This window comes from Blautia sp. HCP3S3_D9 (assembly GCF_052063845.1).
In the GTDB taxonomy this organism is placed as follows: domain Bacteria; phylum Bacillota; class Clostridia; order Lachnospirales; family Lachnospiraceae; genus Blautia_A.
On the sequence record NZ_JBQHWS010000222.1, the window covers coordinates 1 to 3,268 of the forward strand.

Sequence of the window (3,268 nt, forward strand, 5' to 3'; positions counted from 1 at the left end):
GGATGGAGAAGTGTAGCAATTGTGGAAATGATATATTAGATAATCTCATCAGATGTCCTTATTGTGGAAGCAAACAGGGAAAAAAAGAACAAGACAGTACAGAAAAAAATATAGAAATATCAATTGAGGATGGGATTCAGAATGTTGGAAAAAATATAGAAAAAGTGAAAAAAAGCGAGTGGTTTTCCAGATTTCAGACTCCTGAAGGCGTGTTGAAACTATATGGTGTCGTTGCAGGGTTTATACACATTTATTTTGTGTGTTCCTGTCTTCAATATTTGGGATACTATAGTTCCTGATATAAAATATGGGGAAGCGTAATGATTGCAGTATGCATATTAAATGCCGGGATCTGTTTTGGGCTTTTTTTCAAAACCCAATGTTGTCATAACAAAAAAATATTTTATGGATTGGTCGGCGGTGCTGTTACAAAGAGTATTCTTCATATTGTACAGATACAGTGGATTTCCAGATATGAATACTGGGATGTGTCAGCAGGTGAATATCTTCCTGTTGTCTGGACAGTGATTATTGCGGTAATTGGACTATTGCTTTTGAAAAACACAGAGAAAAATGAAATGGCAGAAATAAAGCAGGAGAATTAAGCATGAACAGCAGAGAAAAAGACAAAATAAAAAAATTCTACCATGATATAATCGGAATAAAATCTGAAACAGTGCTTCAAACACTGGCAGAGAATTCACGAATTCGTAAGTTGAATACAAAAACATTGCTGATCAAAGAAAATGAGAAAGTAGAGCAGATTTCTTTTTTATACAAAATGGGTGGCATTTTGAAAGCCTATTATAAAAATCAAAAGGGAAAGAATCAGATTCATTGTTTTGCTCATCTGCCGGGTGAACCATTGGTGGGAATTATAAATCTGGATAGAAATATGACTTCTTTTTTAACAGTAGAAGCAGTAACTGACTGTGAGATCATAAGCACCTCTGCAAGTGTTATCCAGAAGTTGTCACGGGAGAGCATAGAAGTAGCTTTGACCTGTAATCGTATGCAGGGAATCTCTGCATTGCGGGAATATGAGCATAGAAAAGTAATACTTACCTGTACTCCTGCACAGAGATATGAATATTTTCTGGAGGCTTATCCGGAAATTATGGACTATTTAAATAAAAAAGACGTTGCTTCATATCTAAACATGACACCGGAATGTTTTAGCAGGATGTTAAAAAACACCGCTGCCAAATGATCCATAGAAAGATAGCAGAGAAAATGCGGGAGAAGTAAATATATGCAGAGAATGATGAAGAAACATTGGAGAACAGGTGTCCTGTTTTTAACGGTTTTGTGTTTGTATTTAATGATGGCATGTTCAGCGAATGCAAAGGCGGAAGTGAATGAGTCTTACAGTGAAATGGAAGATTCGGAAGAAGAAACCGCATATAAAGAATTTCTGATGGAAAAAAGGTATTCAGATGATATGGGAAATCTGGATACAATGATGTACAGTGTTTATGATGTGAATAACGACCAGGAGAAAGAACTGATCGTAAAAGGTCTTGATACGGAAGATATGCATTATAAATATAGTTTTTACCATTATGAAGATACGCAAGTACAGCTGATTGGCATGTTGGATAACTGGCAGAATGGTGGTAATGGTGAAATGTATTATGTGGCAAAAGGTAACGGAATTGTTGTAAATATGCGACTGGCTGATCACATGAGTTATACGCTGTATCAGATAAAGGATAAAGTAAGGAAAAATTTTACGATACATAAACAGTCTGTTGATGTGAAAAAATTTGGTGGAAAATATGAAAGACAGTATCTCTATTCAGGCGAGGACGAAAATGGAGATCCGTTGGGTGTGAAGATTGATGATGAAGTCTGGGCGGAATTTGAAAATCGTATGCAGGAAATTCCGTTTTACGAGATAAATATTTCTGAAGAAAATACACAATATGATGCAGAAAAAGAAGAGGATGCTGAACAGAATATAGATGCTCCTGAAGATTCTGAAGAAACAGTTTTTCCAGATGAGATTTCTGATGCTGCCCAGATTGCGGAAAAGGCAACTAATCTGCAATATACAGGAAATCAGGTATATGATTTAAGTCTGCAGAGAGATGAGAATAATTACAGCGCTTTGTATCCTGAGATGGAAAGTGGAATACTGGCAGCTTTTTCTATGGACTTTGACGAAGATGGAGAAGATGAAATATTCAGTGTTTCCTATGGCAGCAATATACAGGATGAACTGGGAAAAGTGTTACATTTTATACTTTTGAAAAAAGATGGTGAATCATGGAGAATTACTTCGAATCAGGGGGTGATAACATCTACGTCATATGGGTATACATTAACTCAGAATTGTCTTGATGGAAAATGTGAAAAAGAAGAGGATTCTGTCTTCTTCCGAAAGTATAACGGGACTTATGAATTTTTTTATGAAGAGTATGATCAGGGAATTATAGCTGACGGACAGGAATGGTTTTTTAAGGGATTTCGCCTGGAAAACGGGAAACTGAAAGTTATTGATGAAACAGACGATCTTTATTTCAGCGGTTCTCCAATCGATCAGTTCTGGGAAAATTTTGAGGGAAACTACAGCAGTGAACTCGAAAATTTCTGTTCCCTCGGTTTTGCCAGCCCGACAGTTTATTTTGAGAATATGACAGTTGATAATAACGATTGTTTATATAGGATATTGCGTATGGTAAGAGATACTTCCTGTTCATCAGAGGAGATTAGCCAGTGGATGAGTAGTAATTCACAGGAGATACTTGAAGGATTTACCTGTAAAACTGAGGATTTAACAGAAGAGATACCTGAAAGTATAGAGGAATTCCGGTGAGATTTTGATTTATATCTACTACAGGCTCAAGTTCTGCTGTTTTTAGAAAAAAGTGCGGAACATAAAATTTGCAAGGAAATCATATAGAAAATATGATATATGAGTCATTACAAGGAAGAAATGTAGAAAAAATATCTATTGTATTTTATTAACTGTAATAATGATGTGCGCAGCAATTTTATCGGGTGCTGTGACGGCAAATGCAGCAATGAGTAAGACGGCACAACATAATCTGTATAAAGCAACTATGAGAAGTTATGCGAGTAAAGTAAAAGCTTCTTATAAGAAACATAGTGCTTATGTTGGTCTTTCAGGTAGTACCTCCAGAAAAGTAATGTACTATAAATGAGCAAGTTCGTGATTTTGCATAAAAGAAAGACACCTCGATTCCATGTGTTGTATAATGAAAGTGCCAAAACAAACATTTGCAACATTTACGAAAGAAGGTGT

Annotated in this window: 3 protein-coding genes and 1 pseudogene; all 4 read left to right on the top strand. The window is 35.8% G+C overall.

Annotated elements, in window-relative coordinates; all coding sequences use genetic code 11:
* Positions 1 to 299 (top strand): annotated as a pseudogene (locus tag ACTNES_RS20185) (hypothetical protein); the annotation flags it as partial.
* A 21-nt stretch (positions 300 to 320) separates the two neighbouring features.
* Positions 321 to 605, top strand: coding sequence for a hypothetical protein (locus tag ACTNES_RS20190; protein WP_441040508.1), 285 nt, complete (start codon positions 321 to 323; stop codon positions 603 to 605).
* Between the two features lie 2 nt (positions 606 to 607).
* Positions 608 to 1,210, top strand: a complete 603-nt coding sequence (locus tag ACTNES_RS20195) for a Crp/Fnr family transcriptional regulator (RefSeq protein ID WP_441040509.1) — start codon at positions 608 to 610, stop codon at positions 1,208 to 1,210.
* A gap of 42 nt (positions 1,211 to 1,252) precedes the next feature.
* A complete protein-coding gene (locus ACTNES_RS20200; RefSeq protein WP_441040510.1) occupies positions 1,253 to 2,818 on the top strand; it encodes a hypothetical protein in 1,566 nt (521 codons plus the stop codon).
* Positions 2,819 to 3,268 lie beyond the last annotated feature (450 nt).